General features: G+C 36.6%; 19 protein-coding genes and 1 riboswitch. Of the genes, 16 read left to right on the top strand and 3 right to left on the bottom strand.

Annotated elements, in window-relative coordinates; all coding sequences use genetic code 11:
• Positions 1–29 precede the first annotated feature (29 nt).
• Positions 30–995 (bottom strand): LysR family transcriptional regulator, encoded by a 966-nt coding sequence (locus CLO1100_RS08820; RefSeq protein ID WP_014313414.1) that lies wholly within the window; start codon positions 993–995, stop codon positions 30–32.
• A gap of 174 nt (positions 996–1169) precedes the next feature.
• On the opposite strand from CLO1100_RS08820, the gene CLO1100_RS08825 reads away from it, so the two are divergent.
• Together CLO1100_RS08825 and CLO1100_RS08830 are read left to right on the top strand one after the other, a co-directional pair.
• Complete coding sequence (locus CLO1100_RS08825; protein ID WP_014313415.1) at positions 1170–2237, top strand: SGNH/GDSL hydrolase family protein; 1068 nt, start codon at positions 1170–1172, stop codon at positions 2235–2237.
• A gap of 69 nt (positions 2238–2306) precedes the next feature.
• A complete protein-coding gene (locus CLO1100_RS08830) occupies positions 2307–3056 on the top strand; it encodes an N-acetylmuramoyl-L-alanine amidase (RefSeq protein ID WP_014313416.1) in 750 nt (249 codons plus the stop codon).
• Positions 3057–3067: 11 nt separating this feature from the next.
• Here the strand turns inward: CLO1100_RS08830 and CLO1100_RS08835 are convergent, their stop codons facing one another.
• Positions 3068–4030: a metallophosphoesterase gene (locus CLO1100_RS08835; RefSeq protein WP_014313417.1), complete on the bottom strand. Its 963-nt coding sequence runs from the start codon at positions 4028–4030 to the stop codon at positions 3068–3070.
• Positions 4031–4198: 168 nt separating this feature from the next.
• On the opposite strand from CLO1100_RS08835, the gene CLO1100_RS08840 reads away from it, so the two are divergent.
• The 13 genes from CLO1100_RS08840 (at position 4199) to CLO1100_RS08900 (ending at position 20780) form a co-directional block, all read left to right on the top strand.
• On the top strand, positions 4199–6058 hold the full coding sequence (locus tag CLO1100_RS08840; protein WP_014313418.1) for a sulfite exporter TauE/SafE family protein: 1860 nt from the start codon (positions 4199–4201) through the stop codon (positions 6056–6058).
• Between the two features lie 36 nt (positions 6059–6094).
• A complete protein-coding gene (locus CLO1100_RS08845; RefSeq protein WP_014313419.1) occupies positions 6095–8587 on the top strand; it encodes a heavy metal translocating P-type ATPase in 2493 nt (830 codons plus the stop codon).
• A gap of 126 nt (positions 8588–8713) precedes the next feature.
• Positions 8714–8854, top strand: a riboswitch (cyclic di-AMP (ydaO/yuaA leader).
• The gene (locus CLO1100_RS08850; RefSeq protein WP_014313420.1) at positions 8855–9751 is read left to right on the top strand and encodes a C40 family peptidase; all 897 of its coding nucleotides are present in this window, start codon (positions 8855–8857) and stop codon (positions 9749–9751) included. It abuts the riboswitch before it with no gap.
• A gap of 242 nt (positions 9752–9993) precedes the next feature.
• Positions 9994–11070, top strand: coding sequence for a uroporphyrinogen decarboxylase family protein (locus CLO1100_RS08855; RefSeq protein WP_014313421.1), 1077 nt, complete (start codon positions 9994–9996; stop codon positions 11068–11070).
• Positions 11051–11740, top strand: a complete 690-nt coding sequence (locus tag CLO1100_RS08860) for an HAD family hydrolase (RefSeq protein WP_014313422.1) — start codon at positions 11051–11053, stop codon at positions 11738–11740. Before CLO1100_RS08855 ends, CLO1100_RS08860 begins: the two co-directional genes overlap by 20 nt.
• Positions 11741–11777: 37 nt before the next feature.
• Positions 11778–13328 (top strand): ABC transporter substrate-binding protein, encoded by a 1551-nt coding sequence (locus tag CLO1100_RS08865; protein ID WP_014313423.1) that lies wholly within the window; start codon positions 11778–11780, stop codon positions 13326–13328.
• Positions 13325–14266 (top strand): ABC transporter permease, encoded by a 942-nt coding sequence (locus CLO1100_RS08870; RefSeq protein ID WP_014313424.1) that lies wholly within the window; start codon positions 13325–13327, stop codon positions 14264–14266. Before CLO1100_RS08865 ends, CLO1100_RS08870 begins: the two co-directional genes overlap by 4 nt.
• A gap of 11 nt (positions 14267–14277) precedes the next feature.
• Positions 14278–15078 carry an ABC transporter permease subunit gene (locus CLO1100_RS08875; RefSeq protein ID WP_014313425.1) on the top strand — a complete coding sequence of 267 codons (801 nt, stop codon included), beginning with the start codon at positions 14278–14280 and terminating at the stop codon, positions 15076–15078.
• A 22-nt stretch (positions 15079–15100) separates the two neighbouring features.
• On the top strand, positions 15101–16078 hold the full coding sequence (locus CLO1100_RS08880) for an ABC transporter ATP-binding protein (protein ID WP_014313426.1): 978 nt from the start codon (positions 15101–15103) through the stop codon (positions 16076–16078).
• A 1-nt stretch (position 16079) separates the two neighbouring features.
• Entirely contained in the window at positions 16080–17036 is a 957-nt protein-coding gene (locus tag CLO1100_RS08885) for an ABC transporter ATP-binding protein (protein WP_014313427.1), read from the top strand.
• A gap of 18 nt (positions 17037–17054) precedes the next feature.
• On the top strand, positions 17055–17969 hold the full coding sequence (locus tag CLO1100_RS08890; RefSeq protein ID WP_014313428.1) for an alpha/beta hydrolase: 915 nt from the start codon (positions 17055–17057) through the stop codon (positions 17967–17969).
• A gap of 113 nt (positions 17970–18082) precedes the next feature.
• Positions 18083–19714, top strand: a complete 1632-nt coding sequence (gene hcp / locus CLO1100_RS08895) for a hydroxylamine reductase (RefSeq protein ID WP_014313429.1) — start codon at positions 18083–18085, stop codon at positions 19712–19714.
• Between the two features lie 169 nt (positions 19715–19883).
• The gene (locus tag CLO1100_RS08900) at positions 19884–20780 is read left to right on the top strand and encodes a glycoside hydrolase family 11 protein (RefSeq protein WP_014313430.1); all 897 of its coding nucleotides are present in this window, start codon (positions 19884–19886) and stop codon (positions 20778–20780) included.
• 106 nt (positions 20781–20886) lie between these two features.
• Here CLO1100_RS08900 and CLO1100_RS08905 read toward each other — a convergent pair whose 3' ends face one another.
• The gene (locus tag CLO1100_RS08905) at positions 20887–21930 is read right to left on the bottom strand and encodes a peptidylprolyl isomerase (protein WP_014313431.1); all 1044 of its coding nucleotides are present in this window, start codon (positions 21928–21930) and stop codon (positions 20887–20889) included.
• A 239-nt stretch (positions 21931–22169) separates the two neighbouring features.
• Here CLO1100_RS08905 and CLO1100_RS08910 point away from each other — a divergent pair, with 239 nt between their 5' ends.
• Positions 22170–23903: a glycosyl hydrolase gene (locus CLO1100_RS08910; protein WP_014313432.1), complete on the top strand. Its 1734-nt coding sequence runs from the start codon at positions 22170–22172 to the stop codon at positions 23901–23903.
• The last annotated feature ends 19 nt before the right edge of the window (positions 23904–23922 follow it).

Consider the following 23922-nt stretch of genomic DNA (forward strand, 5'->3'; position numbering starts at 1 on the left):
AGCTAAAACAGTAAATATATTACACATAACTATTCGTTAGGAGAAAGCCAGGTACCGCAGCCTATCAACTGTTTTAGAAGCAGCATATACTCGGACGCAGCCTTGGATAAATATCTATTTTTCTTATATGCAACCAGAATATCACGTTTAGCAAAGGAAGTATTTAATTTGTAATACACAGGATGTTTCTGGTAATTACCATACCGTATAAGTGTATCCGGAATAAAAGAACATGCAATACCGGCTAACGTCCATGAAAAAGCCGTTTCAATACGGTCGGTAAATATTGTGTTTTGAAGATGGAACTCAGAAAACTGGGATAGCTCATTGGCGATAGTATCGTCATCCTGCATAAGAACAAAATTCTCTTTTACACAGTCGGAAAAGTCAAGAGGTTTTGCCTGAAATAATGCAGAGTTGTCATAAATTACATCCTTGGCACTTAGTTGATAAGCTTCTTTTCCGGTGTTAAAAGGACTATCAATGGGAACTGCAAGGTAAAGCTGTTCCTGAGCCAGAACTTCAGTTTGAAGAAGTTTATTATGAAGAGAACCTGACAAAATACATAAATCAAGACGGCTTTCTGTAAGCAAGGATTCAAGATTCGCTTCTTCATTTTCAATAATATGAATATCAACACCGGGATATTTTTTCCTGAAGGCTACAATACTTTTGGGAAGCATGCAAGAGGCACGAAAAGGAATAGTGCCTATGGCTAGTTTTCCGATATTTAGAATTGTAAGGTCAGTAAGCTCATTATCCAGTTCTGTGAGGATTATTTGAATCTTACGAGCAGCGTTAACGTAAAGTTCACCTGCATAAGTTAGTTTTATTGGGGTTGTACTTCTATCGAATAATTGCACTTTCAACTCAGTTTCAAGGTTTTTAACAAATTGACTTAATGCTGGCTGGGAAATAATAAGTTTTTGGGAAGCTTTTGAAAAGCTTTTTTCGTCAGCTAAAGTAATTATATATTGCAATTGTTGTGAAGTCATAGAAAAATCTCCATTAAAAAAGTATTATAAGCTTATACTTATACAAATCATACTACTATGACTATTGGATTATTTCAACAAAAAGTATTATAATTATAAACTAACATTTTCTTAAAATACGTTTGATTATATATGTTGTTATGTAAATATTTTTCAGTATCGGAGTGTAAAAATATGTATAAACGGTCTTTGATTAGTACAGGAAATAATTTCAGAATGAAAAAGGCCATGGAAAAGGCAGAAAATGGGGAAAGGGTTACAATCGCTTATCTTGGAGGATCAATTACCGAAGGTTATAATGGAGGCCCTAATAATTGCTTTGCAAAGTTAACCTGTGATTATTTTGCACAAACTTTTTGTAAGGGAAATAATGTAAGATACATAAATGCAGGTATGGCAGGAACACCATCTACAATAGGATTAATAAGGGTTGAACGGGATTTATTAATACATAAACCTGATATTGTATATATTGAATTTGCTGTTAATGATACAAAGGATACAACAAATATGGCTGTTTTTGAAAGCCTTCTACTCAGAATATTAAATTCGGAATCTCAACCTGCGTTAGTCTTAATTTTTACAGTATCTGAAGCAGGTTTTTCCTGTCAGAATGAGATGACACAAATCGGAAGTCATTATGAATTGCCTATGATTAGTGTAAAAGATGTAATAATTCCTGAATTTGATGAAGGCAGAATGAGATGGCAGGATTATTCAGATGACTATATACATCCACATGAAAAGGGACATGAACTTATTACAAAGCTTATAATATATTATCTGGAAAAAGTCAGCAAGGAAGATATAGATAGTGTTTACAAAATTCTACAAACACCTATTGTTGGTAATGAATTTGTAAACCTTAAAATGCTGGATAATACAAATTTGCAGGTAAAAGATTCAGGCGGATTTTTCCCGGACAGCACTATCAACCAGTTCCCTAGAGGATGGACACACAAAGCCGGAACCGCAAAGGGAAGGTTCACTTTTGATTTACACTGCAAGAATCTGTTTATAGTGTATAAGGAGTCCAAAAACACAGATACAGGGTCAGCAGATGTCTATGTTGATGGTGTATGTGTATTTACTGCAAACGGATTTAACAGCTCGGGGTGGAATAATCCGGTAGTAAAATTATTATTAAACACTGAAAATTCTGCAATACATAAAATAGAAATTAAAATGTCAAAGGGTTTTGAAGACAAAGAATTCAGTATTCTGGCCTTTGGATACAGCTAAATTCTTTAACATATATTTATCTCAAATATAGTATATTAAAGGAGAGAACAAATATTAAGAAGCAAATGAATGAAAAAATTTAATGTTATTTTTATAAAAAGAAAGTTTTTAGTACTCGTAGCAATTTTAATAATTGCTATATTAACTGTACCAATTATTTTGTTTATAGAAATGTCTAGCTCAGATACATTTACAGATCCCAAAAGCGGTGTAATTGTAATTGATCCGGGCCATGGAGGAATCGACGGAGGAACAAGTAGGGACGGAGTACTGGAAAAAGAAATAAATCTTGATATCGCTAAAAAGCTAAAATCTATTCTTATTAAGCAAGGATATAAAATAATTATGACTAGGGAAGAGGATGTATCTCTTGAAAGTCCAGAGAATAGCCGGAAATCAAGACATTTGAGGGATTTGACTGCGAGGGCCAATATTATTAATAACAGTAATGCACAACTGTTTCTCAGCATCCACGTTAACAGCAATTTAAAAAAGCCTGCTACTAATGGTGCAATAGTCTTTTTCAATAAAAAGTATGAGCAAAATAAAACTTTGGCATTATGCATTCAGCGTCAATTGAACAACATGGTTAAAGACGGAAAAAAACGAAACACACATGACCCGGTACAGGCAAAATACTATGTTCTTGACTATACTGAAATACCCGGTGTTATAGTTGAAACTGGTTTTATTTCAAACGAGGAAGAAAGGCAGGAATTAGTAAAGGACACCTTTCGACAGGAGCTCGCAAAATCAATATCAAATGGAGTAGAACAATATTTAAATGAATCCAGTAAGGTATCCTCGCCTGGCTTATAGAGTTAGAAATATTAATCAATTAACTCTATAGTTTCAGTAAAATTATCAATACCTTCTCCAAAATAGCTGTCCTTTTTAGAATATGGAGAATACAAGGAAACTTTAAGGGTGCCGGAGCGGGGACAGAATTTGAGAAATCGTAAAAATCCGTTACCGCCATTTGGGGCCTTCTGATAATCAGAGAGAATCTCCAGAACCTTTCTTGTAGTCCCATCAGAATTGCAAACCATTTTAACCTTTTTTTGAGCACCATGATAATGTCCGCACAATACCATAAAGACATTGTCGTTTTTAAGGACAATACTGTCCGAAACTATCCGGGCCTTTTCTGTCATCTCTCCATCTTCGTTAAGATATTCATGTAAAACCAGAATAGCATTTCTGTCTGGGTACTTTTCAAGAACTCCATTTACCCAAGTTGTTGTTTCAAGAGAAGTTTCGCTACTAAAACCTAGGTATAGTATAATAAAATCATGAGAGCTAAAAGATATTAGGTCGTAGTGGTTACGGTTATCATCCATGCTGCCTCCGTACCAAGGCTTATCTATATATCGGGAAGCACCAAAATAACTTTTAAATATGCTATAATTAAGTCCATTCATCATAACGTCATGATTACCAGCCAGAACACCATAAGGCACATTTGCATCATCAAGTTTTTTAAAGTTTCGGCTTGAAACCTCCCATTGGTTTAAACAGCTTGCATTGTCCACAATATCGCCTGATACAATCAAATATCCAAAAGAGTTATGCTTGTACTTTTTGACAAACCAATCCCCAAGACAATCATAAATTTGAGGATAGCTTTTGGCATAGTACTGAGAGTCGGAAAGCCATACCATAGTAAAAGGCTTTTCCTTACAGGAATCTTTTAATTGACCGGAAAAGAGTGATGCTTCTGCATGGAAACAGTTAAAGGACAATGAAATCAGCATAAATACAGTAAATAAACACATTAACAGTCTTTTTTTCATAAAACTACCCCCGTCAGCTGCAAAATTTAATTCTATAATATATAGTCTGTAAATCTATTTAAAAATATTATAAAAACCAACTTGATTTCCTCCATAAAATCTTCACATAGAAATGATAAGCTACTAAAAGCTAAATAAGCAGATTGTGAAATGAAGGAGGAAAATCTGATGAATATAATTCTTCAAATAGAAGGCATGACTTGTACGGGTTGCGAAACGAGAATAGAAAATGCAGTTAAAAAACTGGACGGAATTATAAATGTTAAGGCAATTTACAGCAGTTCAAATGTTTACGTAACCTATAATGAAGATGCCGTTAAGCTGAATAAAATAATAGAAACAATTGAAAGACTGGATTATACGGTAAAAAATAAGCCAAAAGATATGTCAAATAACATACAGACTTCAAATATTCCCGATAAAAAGTCGGAGTGGCCGGGAGCCGGGCAGGTTGCGGGAATAGCAGTAATTATACTCGCCCTTTACGTAATTATAAAAAATACGATTGGGTTTAATTTTGTACCTGATGTAAACCAGTCAATGGGGTACGGAATTCTGTTTTTTATAGGGCTGCTGACATCACTTCATTGTGTGGCCATGTGCGGAGGGATAAATCTATCGGTATGCGTCCGATACAAAGCTTCAGCCGGGGATTCAAAATTTGACAAACTAAAACCAAGCGTGTTATACAACATAGGACGTGTAATTTCCTATACCATCGTAGGTGGGATTGTAGGAGGAATAGGCTCAGTTGTAAGTTTTTCAGGTACTGCTAAGGGTGTAGTTGCAATTCTATCGGGTATTTTTATGGTTATAATGGGTATAAATATGTTGAATATTTTTCCTGCACTTCGAAAATTGAATCCCAGAATGCCCAAGATTTTTGCCAAAAAAGTACATGAAAACAGCGGAAGCCGTGGGCCTTTGTTGGTTGGAATGCTGAATGGACTTATGCCCTGCGGACCTTTGCAGGCAATGCAGCTATATGCACTGGGCACGGGAAGTGCCATGGCAGGAGCCTTATCAATGTTTCTATTCAGCCTTGGAACGGTTCCCCTGATGTTTGGGTTTGGTGCTGTCAGCTCATTTCTCAGCAGCAAATTTACACACAAAATGATGAAGGTAAGTGCTGTACTGGTATTGATTCTTGGTATTATAATGTTAAACAGAGGGCTTTCACTTTCGGGATTTAATACAAGCATAGTCCTTGGTGCATCATCTTCTGAAGGAGGAGTTGCAAAAATAGAGGGAAATGTTCAGGTAGTTACCACAAAGCTTGATTCCGGAAGGTACAGTCCTATAACGGTTCAAAAAGGTATTCCTGTAAAATGGACAATTACAGCTGATCAAAGTGATATAAACGGCTGTAACAACAGAATAAACATACCTGAATACAATATTGAGAATCTGCCATTGAAGGCCGGAGAAAATGTTATTGAATTTACCCCGGACAGTGAAGGAAAATTTGTTTACAGCTGCTGGATGGGAATGATTAGTAGCAATATAAAGGTTGTCGGTGATCTGTCTGCTGTAAGTGCTGAAGATTCAACTTCCGACACCGATTCTCAGGGTACTGTTTCCGGTTCAGGAGGGTGTTGTGGAGCAGCCTCGAAGGCTACTAAATTTGCAAATGGCAAGATTCCTACTGACGAGGTAGCCATTTCAAAGGTAAACGGAGATAAACAGGAGGTAACTGTAACAGTAAACGATTACGGGTATTCACCTGCGGTTGTTGTTTTGCAAAAGGGAATACCTGCTAAAATAAAGTTTGATACAGACCAATTAAACATATGCAACAGCATAATTGTATTTCCGGAGTATCAGGCACAGATGGATTTGAAAAGTGAAAAGGAAACACCTGAATTGTCGCCGACTCTTGACTTTACCTTCCAATGCGGAATGGGTATGTTACACGGCTATGTAAAGGTGGTAGATAATATAAATACAATTAATATTGAAGAAATAAAGGATGAAGTAAACAGCTATACACCATCTGCGGGAGCGTCAGCAGGAGGGTGCTGCGGCTAATGTATACACTATTACAACAAAAAAGGAGCAGATAAAATGGATAGGAAAGAATCCCTTAAAATCACAGGTATGAGCTGTGCAGCTTGTGCAGCAAGGATTGAAAAGGGTCTGAATAAGCTTGAGGGAGTAAAGAATGCAAATGTTAATTTTGCGGTAGAAAAAGCAACTGTTGAATACGATGACAGTATGACCGATTCAGCGAAATTTCAGGAAATAATCGAAAAGCTGGGTTATGGCGTTATAAAGGAAAGCGCAAAATCCGGAAACAAAATTGAATTGAAGCTTTCCGGTATGTCCTGTGCGGCATGCTCTGCAAAAATTGAAAAAAAGCTTAGTAAGACCGAAGGAATTGTTAAGGCAGCCGTTAATCTTGCCACAGAAAAGGCAAATATTGAATACGACCCGTCTACGGTAAAAGTTTCAGACATAATAAAAATAGTTGAAGGCTTAGGCTATGGAGCGGAGAAGGCCGAGGAGGTAAACACGGATACTGAGAAAGAGCAAAGGGAGAAGGAAATAAAATCCTTGAAGCTTTCTCTGATTGTATCGGCAGTACTAAGTACTCCTCTTGTACTTGCAATGATACTGGGAATGCTGAATCTGGACAGCCCTTTGCTTTCATTACTTCATAATCAGTATTTCCAGCTGATAATAGCAACTCCGGTACAGTTTATAATTGGTTTCAGATTTTATAAACATGCATATTACGCATTGAAATCAAAAAGTGCCAACATGGATGTATTAATAGCCATGGGTACATCTGCTGCATATTTTTTCAGTCTTTACAATGTTTTTTTTGAGGAAGTTCATAAAGGCATGATGAAAGACCTCTACTTTGAAGCTGCAGCAGTTATTATTACACTTATTTTATTGGGCAAATACCTTGAAGCGGTTGCAAAGGGCAAAACTTCTGAAGCAATAAAGAAGCTTATGGGTTTGCAGGCTAAGACGGCCAGAGTACTCAGGAACGGTACTGAAGAAGACATACCTATAGAAGATGTTCTGCCCGGTGATGTCGTAATTGTAAGACCTGGAGAAAAAATTCCTGTTGATGGTAAAATATTGGAAGGTAATTCATCCATAGATGAATCAATGCTCACAGGAGAAAGCCTTCCGGTTGAGAAGAAAGCAGGCGATGTTGTAATCGGAGCAACCATAAACAAATTCGGAACCTTCCGTTTCGAAGCTACAAAGGTAGGCAAGGATACTGCATTGTCACAAATAATCAAGATGGTTGAAGATGCCCAGGGCTCAAAGGCTCCAATTCAGAAGATTGCTGACAAGGTTTCAGGTATATTTGTTCCTGTGGTTGTGGCAATTGCGTTATTAACCTTTGTAATATGGTTGCTGGTAACCGGTGATGTAACGAAGGCAATAGTAAGTGCGGTAGCAGTTTTGGTTATAGCGTGTCCATGTTCCCTTGGGTTGGCAACTCCTACCGCAATAATGGTAGGTACCGGAAAGGGTGCTGAAAACGGCATACTTATTAAAGGTGGAGAACATCTGGAAATGGCTTATAAGCTAAACGCTGTAGTTCTTGATAAAACAGGAACAATTACAAAAGGTGAGCCCGAAGTTACCGATATAGTTGTTATAGACACTTCCTATACTGAAAAAGAAATATTAAGGCTTGCGGCAATTACTGAAAAAAGTTCAGAGCATCCTTTGGGAGTAGCAATTTATGAGCATGGTAAAAAAGAACTTAGTAAAATAAATGATCCCGACAAATTTGAAGCAATACCGGGAAGAGGCGTAATGTCTGTTATAGACGGTAAAACAATATATATGGGTACCAGAAAGCTTATGAGTGAACAGGGTATTGATATGGGGAATGTTGAAGCTGACATTGCAAGACTTGAGGATGAAGGTAAAACAGCAATGCTGATGTCTATAGACAACAAACTTACTGCTCTTGTTGCAGTAGCCGATACCTTGAAGGAAAATTCAAAGGAAGCAATTGAAGAATTGAAAAATATCGGCATTGACGTATATATGATTACAGGTGACAATAAAAGGACTGCTAATGCTATTGCAAAGCTGGTAGGAATAACTAATGTACTGGCGGAGGTACTTCCTGAAAACAAGGCAGAGGAAGTAGAAAAGCTAAAAGCACAAGGCAAAATAGTTGCAATGGTTGGTGATGGAATAAACGATGCTCCGGCTTTAGCTACCGCAGACATCGGTATGGCAATAGGCACAGGTACGGATGTTGCCATTGAAGCAGCAGATATTACCCTTATGAGGGGTGATTTAAGAACCATTCCAGCTGCCATAAGACTATCAAGAAAAACAATGACCAAAATAAAACAAAATCTATTCTGGGCATTCTTCTACAATATCATAGGAATACCATTTGCAGCGCTGGGATTACTCAATCCAATGATTGCAGGTGGAGCAATGGCCTTCAGCTCTGTATCCGTAGTAACGAATTCATTAAGCCTGAAAGGTTATGAGCCAATGGATACCCGTAAGTTTGATACTGTTGAGGAGTGGCAGAAACAGGAGTGGAATACGGGTAAAAAACAATAAGCATATATTACCAGGGCTTTGACCCCGCAAAGTATTATATATAATTCGAATTATATATTGACTGCTTGTATTTTTTGACTTAATTAAAGGAGGTGGTGAGGAAATCTAGTTTTATATAGAAGCAGTCAAAAAAATTTGCTGAATCTTCGTCACAAGTACGAAGTACGGAGGAACCAAGAAAAAGGGGGTTAATCCATTTTATATGGTAGGGTGATCCTATTACCCGAACCCGGCAGCTAACTTCGGAAGCACACTATAGGAGGAACAATGAAACAAAAGATTACCAAGGCACTTGCAGGATGTATTATTGCCCTGATTTTTGCATTTGCATCTACGGCTGTAATGGCTGCAACAATGCCGGCAAAAGTTACAGGTACAAATGTTAAAATGAGAAAGGCATCGACAACATCTTCTTCAATTGTTACCAAATTGACAAATGCAAAAGTAACTGTAACTGACCACTCCAAAGGCTGGTACAAGGTTTCGTATAACAAGAAAACCGGCTGGGTGAACGGCAATTATGTTAAATTGCAGTCTGTAAAAGGAGCAATAAATGCAAATGGCGTCAATTTCAGGAAAAGTGCCGGAACTTCAAGCAAGGTTATAAGCTCGCTTAAAAAAAGTACTTCCGTACAGATTCTTGATGTTGTAAAGGGTTGGAACAAGGTTAAAATAGGTTCAAAGGTGGGCTATGTATCATCTAAATTTGTGAATATTTCATCTGCCAGTACAAAAACGTCCAGATCGGTAAATGTAGTTGCATTCTCAGCCGTTGAGGACGATGGCTCTGTAAACAGTAAACTAATTGCGTATGCCCGTGAGTTTGAAGGGGTCAGATATGTTTATGGTGGAACGAATCCACAAACCGGTTTTGATTGTTCAGGTTTTGTAGGCTACGTATACAAAAAGTTTGATGTCAATCTTAACAGGTCGGCACAGGGTATGTATTCCAACGGAGTTAAGGTAGCAAAGGCCCAGCTAAAGGCAGGAGATATATTATTTTTTGATGCTTCAAGTAGAAAAGCATCAGGACAAATAGACCACGCAGGAATTTATATTGGTGGTAATACCTTTATTCATGCATCTTCATCAAACGGCAAAGTCCGCGTACAAAAGCTGTCAGAATACAGGGGTACTTATATTGGAGCAAAAAGAGTAATTTAGAAATCATGTAAATATAAATAATTCATAGCCGCAAAATTCATCTTTTGATGTTTTTTGCGGCTTTTTGTTTACTGTATAGCGGATAGGGACACAGATTGACATTAACAACCAATTAAAGTATAATTAGGGTAATAATTACAAAATATTTATAAAAAGTTAATCTAATTATGTAGAAATTAGAATATCGGCTGATGTTCATTGCTTTTTGTTGAAGGATTTATTTGATACGGGAGGAATGAGTAGTGTGTGTGGATCAAATGACACCAAGGGAAAGAATGTACGCATTTAAACATCAGCAGGCTGTTGACAGAATACCTTGCGGTCTTTGTCCTGGAGATTATATATATAAATTGGTGGGAGACAGTGTTTCAGATTTATATTTATCTTCCAAACAAATTGTAAAATCCCAAATTCAGGCTCGAAAAGTTTATGAAATACAGTCTGCCGGTACCGGACCAATAGTAAACGGTATAGCCGAAGCAGTAGGCTGTAAAGTAATTTATCCTAAACATGACACACCTTACATATCTGAAAATATCATTAATGATTACAATGATTATAAAAAGTTGGAGATTCCCGATCCTCGAAAAAGCGGAAGATTAAATATCATATTGGAAGCACTTGAGGAACTTTTGGAATGTTTGGGAAATGAACTTCCTATTGTATCTGAAATTCCCGGTCCGTTGACAACTGCATCCAATATACGGGGATTAGAGAATTTGATGATTGATTTATATGAAAATCCGGAGTTTGCAAAGGAAATGATTGAATTTTCACTAAAAAGTACTGTTGAATATATAAATGAAGCCTCAAAACTAGGGGTTGAATTTAGTATTTCAGACCCTGTTGCATCTCTTATAGGTGATTCCTTTTTTCAAGAATTTGAATTTCCGTTTCTAAAAGAACTAGTGCAAAGTGTTGTAAATTTGACAAAAGAAACTCCATTAATGCACATCTGCGGGAACACTACGAAATTGCTGGGACAGATTGCAGACACGGGAGCAGGGATAATCAGTCTTGATGAAAAGGTGGATATGGAAACTGCTAAAAATGAAATAGGCTCTAAGGTTGCATTATATGGTAATATAAGTCCTACTAAAGTTATGTTGTCAGGACGTCCTGTTGATGTTTTTAATGAAGCGAAGAGATGCATACAAAAAGCTTCAGATAATCCGAAAGGATTTGTTCTGGGTCTAGGATGCGGTATGCCAATCGATACGCCGGAAGAAAATATTTATGCGTTGCTTGAATCAGTCAGAAAGTTTGGACAATATCCGTTAAAAGGGGAATTTAATATAAATGAGAATATCTGCTATTAGCATTGATATGTTTCAAACACTAATCAATGTGGATAAAAGAGCTGAAAATATCTGGAGGGCAATATTAGGGGAACAATATCATCCGGATTCAATAAAAAAATATATACAGGAATATTACATTTTTTTAAGTAAAGCAATGGGAAAGGTTTATGAGACAAATGAATTTATAAACTTGAGAACAATTTTTACAGATATATTTTCACTTATAAAACATAATAACAACTACAATTTTATAGCTGAAGAAGCAGCTGACATACTGATGGAAGAACACTCAAAATCGTGTTTCTTCACTGATGCAACGGCATTTTTAAACCAGTGGAATCATTCTTGTGAGTTATGGATATCAAGTGATGCAGATCATATTATGATTGACCCATTATTATCTAAAATAGAATTTGACAAGAAATTTATATCTGAGGATCTAAAAGCATATAAGCAGGATAAAAAAAACAGATTTTTTAAAAAGGTGCTTTTAGAAACGTGTATTGACAGAGATGAAATATTGCATATCGGAGACAGTCCTTCTGATGTAATAGGAGCAAAGAATGTAGGCATTAAAACCTGTTGGATTAACCGTCTGAAAACGGAATGGAACAAACAATCCACACCAGATTACATAATATACGATTTAATGGAATTACCTGAACTTTTGCAGAGAATTGAAGGTTAAACGGTTAAGAATAAAAAAGTTAAAGGAGGAACACAACATGTATTTAGCAAAAAAGTTAAAGGGTGCATTAGCTTTGGTTTTATCCCTTACTTTCCTTTTAGGAGTTACAGGATGCAGCAGCAGTAATCCTTCTCCGATAACCAGTACCAACACGGAAGGTACTGTGAAGAACGGAGGAAACTTTACATTTGGTATAACAACGGAGCCGGATCACCTTGATCCATATCTTGCATCGGCTGCAGAGACTCGTGAGATTCTTTTTAATATTTTTGAAGGTCTTGTCAAATCCGATAAAGACGGAAATATTATCCCTGCGGTAGCTGAAAGCTATGATGTTTCCAAGGACTCTCTTACATATAGCTTCAAGATAAGAAAAGGACTAAAATTCCATAATGGAAGTGATGTTACTTCTGCGGATGTTAAATATTCTCTGGAAAAGGCTATGAGCTTGTCGGTTGCAGGTATGGACAATGTTAAGTCAGTGGATGCACCTGATGCTTACAACATAACGGTTAATCTGAAGAGTGCCGATAGTGACTTCTTACCATACCTGACTATTGCCATTGTACCAAAGGATTATTCGGATGGCGATGTCCACCCTGTAGGAACAGGCCCATTTGTATTTGATTCTTTTACACCTCAACAATCCTTAATATTAAAGAAAAACCCTAATTACTGGCAAAAAGAATTACCTCATCTTGATAAAGTAACTTTTAAAATTGCGTCTGATACAAATGCGTTGTTGTTGGAATTACAAGCGGGTAGCATAGACGGGTCAACGGTTTATAATGATCAAACCCTTTCAAAGCAGCTTGATCCCAATACATTTAAGATTGAACAGGCAAATTCCAATTCGATACAGCAATTAAATCTAAATAATTCCGTAAAGCCTTTTGATAATGTTAAAGTACGTCAGGCAATCAGTTATGCTGTAGACCCTGACGAAATAATAGAAACTGTAGTATACGGAAAAGGTACAAGGGTTGGAACACCGGTAATACCGGGTTTAAAGACTTACTTTGATTCAAGCCTGACTAATGCATATAAAAAGGACATTGAAAAGGCTAAACAATTGTTAAGTGATGCGGGTTATCCCAACGGTTTTAGCTTTACAATCTCTGTACCATCCAATTATCAGGTTCATGTGGATTCAGCACAAGTAATTGTAAATCAGCTGAAAAGTATCGGTATTACCGCTTCTATAAAGCAGGTGGATTGGGCTACCTGGTTAAGTAAGGTCTATAAGGAAAGACAATATGAAGCTACTATTATTTCTGTTGATGGTATCAATGTATCACCTAGAAGTTACTTGGAAAGATATGTTTCAACCAATGCATCGAATTTTATAAACTATAAGAGTTCAGATTTTGATTCACTTTACAAGAAAGCAAAAGATGAACCGGATGCTTCAAAAAGAGTGGAATTGTACAAGCAGGCACAGCAAATGTTATCCAAAGATGCTGCAAGTGTGTATATTCAGGATATTGCGGCATTGACGGCACTAAGAAAAAACATATCGGGATTTACACCATATCCGTTATATGTCTTTGATGCTTCAACCCTGTATTATACGAGTGAATCAAAATGAAATACATACTCAGAAGGTTTGTAACTCTACTTTTGACACTGTTTTTAGTATCGGTTTTAACCTTTATAGCATTTGATATTATTCCCGGTGATCCTGTGGAATTAATTTTGGGAACACAGGCATCACCGGAAAGGATAACAGCTTTAAGAACCCAGTTAGGATTAAATGAAAGCTTGCCCGTCAGATATTTCGACTGGTTATCAGGATTATTAAAATTTAATGCCGGAAACTCAATTCAGTATTCAAGACCGGTTAATTCGCTGATTTCCAACAGCTTTCCCGTAACTGTATGGCTGACTCTTATATCTTTTTCGCTTATTGTGCTTTTTTCAATACCACTTGGTATATTTGCTGCAAAGTGGAAAAACAAATTAATAGATAAGATTATCAGCACGGTAACAATGTTTAGTGTATCGATTCCAAACTTCTTTCTGGGAGTGATTTTCATTTGGCTATTTGGAATTGTTTTTAAATTGTTTTCACCTGGAAGATATGTGGATTATCATGAAAATTTTTTAGGCTTTTTGAATTATTTGATATTTCCGGCCTTGGCAATTGCCATACCCAATATCGGAATATCAGTGAAATTTTTAAGGACATCTCTTATAGGTCAAATGAATGCAGACTATGTTAGAACTGCCTACAGTAAAGGCAACAGGGACATTGCTGTCCTGTGCAGACATGTATTCAGAAATGCTTTAGCACCTTTAATGACTTTATTTGGCATGATAATTGTTGAAATCTTGTCAGGCAGCATAGTAATTGAGCAAGTGTTTGCATTACCGGGTATAGGCCGTTTACTGATTTCATCAATAACCTTCAGGGATTTACCTGTAATCGAATCACTTGCTATCTATATTGCTTTTATTGTAGTATTTATTAATTTTGCAGTTGATATAGCATTACAGTTAATTGATCCGAGGATAAAAATAAAGTAAGGAAAACAAGCATGAATAAAAAAATCGATTTTGATATGAAACTTGGCTTTTTTATAATAGGTATAATAATTTCTCTAGCTGTTATCAGCTTTTTTTATACACCTTATGACCCGTACACAATGGATATATCACATAGGTTTAATGGGGTGTCAATCAAACATTTACTTGGTACTGATAACTTTGGAAGGGATATTTTCAGCCGTGTAATAACAGGGGCAAGGTTTACGCTTTTTGTTGCGATATGTACTGTATCGTCAGGAACATTGTTCGGAATAGTTTTTGGACTAACAGCAGGTTATTTGGGAGGTGTAGCCGACGAAATCATTATGAGGATTATTGACGCTATAAACTCTTTCCCTGCCATTTTACTTGCGTTAGTTATGGTAACTGTCCTTAATCAGGGTAAATATACTATTATTGTGGCATTGTGCATACTGTTTGTACCAAGTTTTACAAGAATCGTAAGAAGCGGTACGCTACAATATAAAAATAATGAATTTGTAAAGCTTGCTCAGGTAATAGGTGCATCACCAATAAGAATTATGTTTGTTCATATTCTGCCGAATCTTTATCCTACGCTGCTTTCGGCAATTGTGGTAGGTCTGTCCAACGCTATTTTGGCTGAATCGGGAATGAGCTATTTGGGACTTGGGATTCAACCGCCTATACCAAGTTGGGGACGTATGCTATACGAAGCGCAAACTCATTTGTTCCATTCACCTCTCAATGCACTTGTCCCCGGAATGTTTATAATTATTACGGTATTGGGCTTTAATTTTCTTGGAGAAGGTATTCGTAAAAGACTAAATTGATAAATATCATACAGGAGGAACAATGTCGGATATATTACTGCAAACGGAAAATCTCGCTATAGACATAAAAAGTCAAAATAAAAACTTAACCTTTGCTTATGATATAAATTTCAGTGTAAAAAAAGGTGAAATTTATGGAATCGTTGGAGAATCCGGTTGTGGTAAGAGCTTGCTTGCACATTCAATAGCAGGTCTTCTACCGGAAAACGTTAAAATTTCAAGTGGAAGCATAATGTTTGACGGAGTAAATCTGTTGGCTTTAAATAAAAAGGAATTCCGAAAAATGCAGGGAAAAGATATTTCAATGGTTTTTCAGGAGCCTTTGACTTCATTGAATCCATTAATGAAGATAGGCAGGCAGGTTTCTGAGAATATAAAAATACATACTGATTTAACAAAGAATGAAATACAAATAGAAACACTTAATATATTAAAAAAAGTAGGCCTAAATAATCCGGAAGAATTGGTAAACTGTTATCCTTATCAATTATCGGGAGGAATGAGGCAGCGAATTATGATAGCTTCTGCGATAATCTGTAAACCAAAACTGGTTATTGCAGATGAGCCTACAACTGCACTGGATGTTACAATACAGTCGCAAATTTTGAATTTATTGCAGGACATAAATAAGACCTACGGTTGTGCGATTGTATTTATTTCACATGATTTAGGTGTTATAAGCCGTATTTGCGACAGAGTAGCTGTAATGTATTGCGGAAACATAGTTGAAGAAGGAGATACAAGGAGTGTATTCTGTAATCCCCAACACCAATATACTAAAGGTTTGATTGACTCTATTCCCACAAAGGACAAAAAAGGTCAGAGCCTTGTAACTATACCGGGTAAGGTTCCCGGCATAGTTGAAAAAAAAGAAGGCTGCTATTTTGCGAAGCGTTGTACAAAGGCCAAAGAAATGTGTTTTAAAACTAAGCCGAAATATACTTTAATAACCCAAAACCATAAGGTGAGCTGTTTTTTAGCTGGGGAAACAGGTGAATAAAATGACTGAAAAATCTAACTACATCTTAGAAATTAATAATCTCAGTAATTATTACAATAAAGCAAAACTAAAAGTACTTAAAAATGTCTCATTTAATATCAGACATGGTGAAATTTTTGGTCTTGTGGGAGAAAGCGGCTGTGGAAAATCAACACTTGGCAGGTCAATAGCGGGGCTAGTGGAAACAGACGGCAACATCGAAATTGATGGGGAAAGTGTGGGTAATAAAAGAAGTATGTCATTATGCAAAAAAGTGCAAATGATTTTTCAAGACCCATTAAGCTCCTTAAACCCTTGCAAAAAGGTAGGCTGGATACTTGAAGAGCCTCTTAGGATTCACAAAATTGGCAGTAGAAGAGAAAGGAAGAAGAAAGTAATTCAAATATTGGAGCTTGTAGGTCTTGATTCATCATATTATGAACGATATCCAAGAGAATTAAGTGGAGGGCAGAGACAGCGTGTAAGTATAGCCTGTGCCCTGATGCTTAAACCCAAGCTGATTATTGCAGATGAGCCTGTTTCAGCACTTGATGTCTCTATACAGTCTCAAATACTTAATCTCTTAAAAAATTTGCACGAAAATCTGCAGTTATCATTTTTATTTATTTCTCATGACCTGAATGTAATTTACTATCTGTGTGACAGAGTAGCAGTAATGTATTCCGGCCGCATAGTTGAACTTGCAAAAGCAGAAGAAATTTATAGCTTGCCTTTGCACCCCTATACAAGGGTTTTGCTCTCGTCTGTACCTGAAATGTCAGGTGAAACTGTTTTTTCACGTATTGATAAAGAAGCAGAGCTTAATGATAAAGTAGATACAGACATATTAGAAAAAGGCTGTGTGTTTTACAGTCGTTGCCCTGGAGCCAAGGAAAAATGCAAAAGAGAGGTCCCCGAATTGAAATGTATTGAAGGAAACGGTTCTTTAAAGCATTATGTCAGTTGTCATTTTGTTTGATAGGGAGGTTATGCATCAATGGGAAACTCACAAAGTTTTTATTTTTCTTCCTTTGATGGAACCACATTATATGTAAAGTACTGGTATTCTATAAAAAGTCAGAAAAAAGGACTTATACTAATAGCACACGGCCTTGGAGAAACAGCAGAATATTATGATGATTTTTGTACTGAAGCAATAAGCTATGGGTTTGATGTAGTTATTCCGGAAGCCAGAGGACACGGTAAAACGGCTGGAGAGAATGTTGGCAATCCCGGTAAAGACAGTATGCATAACATGGCAGAAGATTTAAAAGTACTACTTCAAGCTATCAAAAAAGAAAATCCTTATGACAATGTAGTATTGCTGGGGCATAGTTTAGGTTCTCTGGTGGCACAATTATTTGCTTTAAAATATAGCGAAGAGCTTATTGGCCTTGTACTTACAGGTATTCCTTATCTGGACAATGTTAATGAATTGCTTGCTATTGTAAATAGGGAGATTGAATCAAGAGGGCTCAAAGCACCTTGTACAGATGCATTTCAAACTATATTTTCAGGTATTAATAAACCCTTTGAGCCAGTTAAAACAGATTTGGACTGGATAACAAGCGATGAAAAGATGGTAAAAGAATCACTTGCGTTGCCCTCCACTTTTGTTTTGTTTAGCAATGAGTTTTATCGGGATTTTTTTAAATCTATAAAAGAAACCAATGAAACTGCAAACTGGCATAATATTTCAAGTTACTGTTCAATATTACTTTTAAGCGGCGGAATGGATGTCATGAGCCATTATGGCAGAAGCATAAAGGAAAGATATCATCAGTTGACGGCAATTGGCATAAAAAATTTACGATATAAGATATACGAAAATATGCGGCACAGTATTCTAAGAGAGGTATCACGCCAAGAGGTTATAAGAGATATATTGGAATGGATAAGATTGCGTATATAATATCAGTTTATACAAAATCATAATCCTTGTTGCATTTGCAACAACTCTCAAAATAGTTTTCTTGTATCATTGTATTATTAAAACCAAGAGACTATTATTTGGGAGGATTTGTCATGGGCATGTTTTGCTACCAATGTCAGGAAACTGGGAGAAACAAAGGCTGTGAATTTGGTGGTGTTTGCGGCAAAAGTGAAGACCTTGCAGATTTGCAGGATCTTTTAATATATACTCTAAAAGGAATTTCAGAAATTATAATAAAAGGGAAGCTTGATATTAAAAACTTATATTATGTCAACCGTGAAGTTGTAAAAAGCTTGTTTATGACAATAACAAATGCTAATTTCGATGATGATATTATTATAACTAAAATTAATCAAATGCTTTCTATCAGAAATGAACTAAGAAGTAAAGTATCTGTAGAAAATCTACATGATGCGGCCACATTTGAAATTGAAACCTTGAACGAAATGGTGTATAAGGCCTCATATGTCGGTATGATACCCAAGGATAATGAGGATGTCAGGTCTCTGAAACACCTTATTTTATTTGGGATAAAAGGGCTGGCTGCATATACTTATCATGCACTGAATCTCGGAAGGGAACTTGAAATTCTCTACGCTTTTATCTATGAAGCACTGGAAGCAACACTGAAAACAGACCTTACAGTTGAATACCTTGTTACCCTTGCCATGAAGGCAGGAGAGGCAGGTGTTAAAGCAATGGCACTTTTAGATGAGGCGAATACTTCTCAATACGGTAATCCTGAAATAACAAAAGTTAATATAGGAGTAAGAAAGAATCCAGGAATTCTCATATCCGGACATGATTTGACCGACCTGGAGCAGCTTCTTGAACAGACAAAGGGGACAGGAGTTGATGTTTATACTCACAGTGAAATGTTGCCGTCACATTATTATCCGGCATTTAAGAAATATGCTAATCTAGCTGGGAATTACGGCAATGCATGGTGGAAGCAAGAGGACGAGTTCGTTTCCTTTAACGGGCCAATTCTTTTTACCACAAACTGCATAGTCCCGCCAATTAACGAGGAAGTAAAGTCAAGAATCTTTACTACAGGCGTAACGGGCTTTCCGGGCTGTGTCTATATTGAAACCGATTCTGACGACAAAAAAGACTTTTCTAAAATAATAGAACTTGCAAAAACTCTGAAACCACCAGTAGAGATTGAATCAGGAAATATAGTTGGAGGATTCGCACATAATCAGGTTTTTGCTTTGTCTGATAAAGTAGTAGATGCAGTCAGAACCGGAGCCATAAAAAAGTTTTTCGTAATGGCAGGTTGTGACGGAAGAATGGAAAGCAGAGAGTATTACACCCAATTCGCAAAAAAACTTCCGAAGGATACCGTTATTCTTACAGCCGGGTGTGCTAAATACCGTTATAACAAATTAGGCCTTGGTGACATCGGAGGAATTCCCAGAGTGCTTGATGCAGGACAGTGCAATGATTCATATTCACTTGTAATGATTGCATTGAAATTAAAAGAAGTATTGGGACTTCAGGATATAAACGACCTTCCAATTGTATATAATTTATCATGGTATGAACAAAAAGCAGTATTGGTGCTTCTTGCCTTGCTTTATTTGGGTGTCAGGAACATTCATCTTGGCCCTACACTACCGGCATTTTTATCTCCAAACGTTACAAAATTTCTTGTAGATAATTTTGGTGTTGCGGGGATTGGAACAGTAGATGATGATATTAAACTACTCATGGGAATATAGGTTCAAAATCAGATTGTATAGGCCATGGGATTAAATGGTAAATATTCATAAATATTTCGAAATTTTTTCAACTTTATTTGTGGAAGTTGCACCAAATGGTAGATAAAGATTGTAAATTATGATATAATTGGAAAAGAAACAAAAAATTTATAAGAAAGGAGGATATTGAATGAAAAAGAAAATAATGAAGGCCCTGACTTTGGGCTTATCAATCGCATGTTGTGCCTTTGCTTTAAACGTACAGGCAGCAACAACCATTACTGAGAATAAAACCGGAACCATTGACGGATACGACTACGAGTTGTGGAAGGATAATGGTACTACAAGTATGACTTTAAATGGTGGCGGTAAGTTCAGCTGCTCGTGGAGTAATATCAATAATGCATTATTCCGTACAGGTAAAAAGTACAATGAGACTCAGACACATCAGCAACTTGGAACCATCTCATTGGACTACGCATGTAACTACCAGCCATCAGGTAATTCATACTTGTCTGTCTATGGTTGGACAAGCAGTCCCCTGGTAGAGTATTACATCATCGAGAGCTGGGGCAGCTGGAGACCACCTGGAGCTTCGTCAAAGGGAACCATTACTGTTGATGGTGCTACATATGACGTTTACGAGACTACTCGTGTAAACCAACCATCAATTAAAGGTACTGCAACTTTTCAGCAGTATTGGAGTGTTAGGACATCGAAACGTACAAGCGGAACAATATCTGTAAGTGAACACTTCAAGGCATGGGAAAAGATGGGCATGACAATGGGTAAGATGTATGAAGTTTCATTCGTTGTTGAGGGTTACCAAAGTAGCGGCAGAGCTGATGTTACTGATATGACAATTAATGTTGGTGGAGGAACTCAACCTATAGTAAAAGGTGATTTAAATGCTGATGGAAGTATTAATGCATTAGACTTTGCAGCACTAAAATCGCATTTAGTAGGAGCTACAAAACTTTCAGGAACAGCTCTTTCTAATGCTGACGTTAACGGAGATGGTCAAGTTGACGCTCTGGATTTTGCAATTATGAAAAAGTTTATATTAGGTATAATAACTACTTTCTAAGAAGTATTATAAACAGGAAGGAGCATCGCATACTGAAAAGGTAAGCGATGCTCCTTTATATTTTGCAAAAAAATCGGACTATTCTTACAGCCCAATTAATAGTTGTTTAAGGAACCTTTATTGCGTTGAATACCGATTCGTTTTTTACTACTTTGTATTTTTTATCTTTTCTCCAAGCGTTTAAATCATCATCATATTTTTTAATAATATAGCTGCTTTTTATTTCATCTTTTAATTGTGTAAATGAGTAAATTTTCATCAGCTTCATTACATGATAGCCATAGGAGGTTTTAACAATACCCGTATCTCCGACTTTCTTTGAAGTATCTACTGCCCAGTTCTCAAATTCCGGTACAAACTGGTTGTTTTTCATTACTGTGTATTTTCCGCCTGTTTCTTTGGAACCCGGATCTTCTGAAAGCTCTTTTACAAGTGCTGCAAAATCAGAATTGGGATCATTTACTTTTAGTAAGGTGTCTTCAGCTTTTTTTCTTGCTTCCGCATCTTTTTCGGGAGTGGACTGATTATTTTCGTCTGTAGTCAGGAACAGTATATGTCCTACAATTACCTTGTAAAACTTATCTTTGTTACTATTATAGAATTTTTTAAGCTCAGTGTCGGTGCATTTGTAACTATTTTGTGTTTCCGATGCAAATTTTCTTACTATATAGACGTTGTTATAAAAACTTTTGAATTGAGAAAGGGTATATCCTGTTTCATTTTTAATAATCTTTTCTTGATCAGCAGCTGTTGATGCAAGAGAATTTAGATATGAATTCATATTAGCGTTGAATTCATCCGTTTCCTTTTTAGTTAATGTTGTTTTTGCGACTTTAGCCTTTGAAAGCTGAATTTTATAATCTACGATGTTATCAAGAGCCAGTTTTTTTGCATAATCAGATGCTTTCATATTGTTAATGTTTGCATTCCAATCAACATTATAAGAATTATAATAGCTTTGTATCATTGAAATGGCATCTTTAAGGAAAAAGTTGTATTCTTCCTTTGATATCTTATCAGTTCCCACCTTTGCAACATATGTTTCCGGAGTGGCTGTCTTTGTAGTCGCTGCAAAGGTATTTGCGGCCGGAATCATCGATGTTAATACTAATGCAACCACAACAAGTGCATTTACAAACTTCCTATACATTTTTTACCTCCTGTTTTGACCGCTATGCGGCAAAAAAATTAATGTTAAAAAACCCCACTATATATAATTTAACACCGAGCTTCCAAAATCCTCTAATATATTATAAAAAATTACTTTTTTTAATCAATTGTAAGAAGCACGAAAATGTAATAATATATGTATATAAAGCTATTTTATGACATTTATGTAAAATGACATAAAGTAGTTAAAATTAAATTATTGAAAGGAGGGGATTAAAAATGGGTAAAAAATTCTTTTTAAAGGTTTTCTTAGTATTGGCATTAGCAGCACTGATACCCTTAATGTCAGCTGCAAATGTTCCTGCAAATGCCATGTCAGCAGAAGGTGTAAAGTATGAATTCGAAAACGGCATTCAGAATAATGCCGAAATTCATACTGACTATGTTGGGAAGACCGATGATGGCCTGACATTCGACCTAAGCGGTGCAACTTGCAGTTTCATTGGACAAAAGGGGACAAGAACTTCTGTTAATGTTGACATTGACCAGGCAGGATTTTACGAATTGGTTGTTCGGTATGCACAGCCATATGACAAGACCAAGAAGGTACAGTATCTTAATGTCAATGATTCCAATCAGGGAGAAGTTAGCTTTCCGTACACTCTCAATTGGAAGGAAATGTCCGCAGGAATTGTCAAGCTCAACAAGGGTACTAACAATATTGAATTTGAAAGCTACTGGGGATACACTTTTTTTGACTACCTTATTGTTAAACCTGCAGATGAAAGTATTACGGGTCTGAAAGTTGAAAAAAAGCTGGTGAACCCTGATGCTACAAAAGAAGCGAAAGCACTAATGAGCTATCTTGTTGACGTTTATGGAAAGCATATCATTTCAGGACAGCAGGAACTTTGCGGATCTCATAACTATGACGGCTCAGAGGCAGAATTTACCTATATTAAGGAGAAAACAGGTAAGATGCCTGCACTAAGAGGGTTTGATTTTATGAACTTCAGGGGCAACGGCTTGTTATGGGATGATCTTTGTGCCGAACGTGTCATTGACTGGTACAAAAATAAAGGCGGTATACCAACAGTTTGCTGGCACTGGTTTTCACCCGGCAATATCGGCAAAAAAGCTGATAACAGCTTCTATACAGAAAGCACAACTTTCAGTATATCAAAGGCTCTGACATCGGGAACTGCCGAAAATACTGCATTACTTAATGACATTGAATTTATGGCAGGAAAATTCAAACAGCTTCAGGATGCAGGTGTTCCGGTACTTTTCAGACCACTCCATGAGGCAGAAGGAGGATGGTTCTGGTGGGGTGCCGAAGGCCCTGAGAATTGTGTAAAGCTGTACAGGCTGTTATACGACAAATTTACAAATGAATATCATTTAAACAATATCATATGGGTTTGGACATCCTATACATATGACACATCTTCAAAATGGTATCCGGGTGATGATGTAGTTGATATTCTTGGTTATGACAAATACAATGCCAAGGATGGACTGCCAAACGGAAGTGCTATTTCTTCAACCTTCTATAATATGGTTAAGCTCACCAACGGTAAGAAGCTTGTTACTATGAGTGAAAATGATACAATTCCGCAGGTTTCAAACCTCACAAATGAGATGGCCGGCTGGTTGTATTTCTGCCCTTGGTACGGATGGTATCTAACAGGAGAGCAGAATAATCCGATAGATTGGCTAAAACAAATGTATACCAGCGATTATTGTACTACACTGGACGAGCTTCCCGATCTTGAAACCTACCCATTCCCGTCAGGCGGGGATACTCCTACAATCATGTATGGTGATTTGAATGGAGATAAACTAATCGATGCAATTGATCTTGCTTTATTAAAAAAATGTATATTAGACAACAATCAGAGTATAAAGTCAGCAGATGTTGACGGTAACGGTTCTGTAGATGCTATAGATTTTGTATATATGAAGAAATTTCTGACAGGTGAAATTTCCAGCTTTCCAGCAAGTGGAAAGTAATTGATTTTTTTGTTATTTA

This window comes from Clostridium sp. BNL1100 (assembly GCF_000244875.1).
Lineage (GTDB): Bacteria > Bacillota > Clostridia > Acetivibrionales > DSM-1351 > Ruminiclostridium.

Excerpts from the sequence above, each read along its gene's own strand:
- CLO1100_RS08820 (WP_014313414.1), bottom strand. The coding sequence starts at position 995 with ATGACTTCACAACAATTGCAATATATAATTACTTTAGCTGACGAAAAA.
- CLO1100_RS08825 (WP_014313415.1), top strand. The coding sequence starts at position 1,170 with ATGTATAAACGGTCTTTGATTAGTACAGGAAATAATTTCAGAATGAAA.
- CLO1100_RS08830 (WP_014313416.1), top strand. The coding sequence starts at position 2,307 with ATGAAAAAATTTAATGTTATTTTTATAAAAAGAAAGTTTTTAGTACTC.
- CLO1100_RS08835 (WP_014313417.1), bottom strand. The coding sequence starts at position 4,030 with ATGAAAAAAAGACTGTTAATGTGTTTATTTACTGTATTTATGCTGATT.
- CLO1100_RS08840 (WP_014313418.1), top strand. The coding sequence starts at position 4,199 with ATGAATATAATTCTTCAAATAGAAGGCATGACTTGTACGGGTTGCGAA.
- CLO1100_RS08845 (WP_014313419.1), top strand. The coding sequence starts at position 6,095 with ATGGATAGGAAAGAATCCCTTAAAATCACAGGTATGAGCTGTGCAGCT.
- CLO1100_RS08850 (WP_014313420.1), top strand. The coding sequence starts at position 8,855 with ATGAAACAAAAGATTACCAAGGCACTTGCAGGATGTATTATTGCCCTG.
- CLO1100_RS08860 (WP_014313422.1), top strand. The coding sequence starts at position 11,051 with ATGAGAATATCTGCTATTAGCATTGATATGTTTCAAACACTAATCAAT.
- CLO1100_RS08865 (WP_014313423.1), top strand. The coding sequence starts at position 11,778 with ATGTATTTAGCAAAAAAGTTAAAGGGTGCATTAGCTTTGGTTTTATCC.
- CLO1100_RS08870 (WP_014313424.1), top strand. The coding sequence starts at position 13,325 with ATGAAATACATACTCAGAAGGTTTGTAACTCTACTTTTGACACTGTTT.
- CLO1100_RS08875 (WP_014313425.1), top strand. The coding sequence starts at position 14,278 with ATGAATAAAAAAATCGATTTTGATATGAAACTTGGCTTTTTTATAATA.
- CLO1100_RS08880 (WP_014313426.1), top strand. The coding sequence starts at position 15,101 with ATGTCGGATATATTACTGCAAACGGAAAATCTCGCTATAGACATAAAA.
- CLO1100_RS08885 (WP_014313427.1), top strand. The coding sequence starts at position 16,080 with ATGACTGAAAAATCTAACTACATCTTAGAAATTAATAATCTCAGTAAT.
- CLO1100_RS08890 (WP_014313428.1), top strand. The coding sequence starts at position 17,055 with ATGGGAAACTCACAAAGTTTTTATTTTTCTTCCTTTGATGGAACCACA.
- hcp (WP_014313429.1), top strand. The coding sequence starts at position 18,083 with ATGGGCATGTTTTGCTACCAATGTCAGGAAACTGGGAGAAACAAAGGC.
- CLO1100_RS08900 (WP_014313430.1), top strand. The coding sequence starts at position 19,884 with ATGAAAAAGAAAATAATGAAGGCCCTGACTTTGGGCTTATCAATCGCA.
- CLO1100_RS08905 (WP_014313431.1), bottom strand. The coding sequence starts at position 21,930 with ATGTATAGGAAGTTTGTAAATGCACTTGTTGTGGTTGCATTAGTATTA.
- CLO1100_RS08910 (WP_014313432.1), top strand. The coding sequence starts at position 22,170 with ATGGGTAAAAAATTCTTTTTAAAGGTTTTCTTAGTATTGGCATTAGCA.